Annotated in this window: 1 protein-coding gene and 1 pseudogene; one reads left to right on the top strand and one right to left on the bottom strand. The window is 46.2% G+C overall.

Going from position 1 to position 708, the window contains the following annotated elements; genetic code table 11:
• Nucleotides 1-233, top strand: a pseudogene (locus tag ACP45E_RS04095) (hypothetical protein); the annotation flags it as partial.
• A gap of 79 nt (nucleotides 234-312) precedes the next feature.
• On the opposite strand, the gene ACP45E_RS04090 reads toward ACP45E_RS04095, so the two are convergent.
• Nucleotides 313-708: MFS transporter (locus ACP45E_RS04090; RefSeq protein ID WP_141707218.1), on the bottom strand; the 396-nt coding region annotated here is incomplete at its 5' end.

The following is a 708-nucleotide window of genomic DNA, read 5'->3' as shown; positions in this document are numbered from 1 at the left end:
ATGGCGGTTACTTGGGCATGTTTGCTCTAAAGCCGTTAAGTGAAAAGTGGTCATTGATGACCTTTGGTGGCGGCTCTATGGGTTCCGATAACTACTCTGGCTACTGGGTCGGTACAGGTCTTAGTCATAAACTCACCCAATCTCAATCGTTCAACTTCTTCGGAGTCATAGCGGATGATGACTTTGGTCAGAATAATAGAATCGGTATTTCTTACACTTACGAGTTTAAGTAACGTCGCCATCTCATCATTAAAAAGCGCAGGTCTCACTGCGCTTTTTCTGTATTTCGCTTAATCTCAATCCAATCAGACACTAATCTACGGCTAAATCCGGCTTGTCCGAGCTGCTTGCTTTTTGTCTTTTATCGACGACTTCAAACACCACCAACAAGACCGCCGCCACCACAACACCAATGAAACAAAGGTATAGAGCACTATGGTAGTTAAAGACCTCCGCGACTGCGCCCACGGCAATGCTCGACACTAACGTACTGACACTGAGCAAATTTGAGAATAACGTGGATGCTGTACCTAACCGATCTTTCATCATATCTTGCAGAGCGACCATTCCTATCGTCGCGCAAATACCAATGAAAAAGCCATTCAACACCTGCGCCGCTAACATGGCGACAAAACTGGTTTGCGACAACATCACAAGGTAAAAAGCCGCGCCAGAGACCACCGCCATCAACATCACCTTAATGGTGCC

Origin of the sequence: Vibrio genomosp. F10 str. 9ZD137, from assembly GCF_049974785.1 — a bacterium.
In the GTDB taxonomy this organism is placed as follows: domain Bacteria; phylum Pseudomonadota; class Gammaproteobacteria; order Enterobacterales; family Vibrionaceae; genus Vibrio.
Note: the sequence above shows the minus strand (reverse complement) of the source record. Positions and strands in the feature narration are given on the sequence as shown.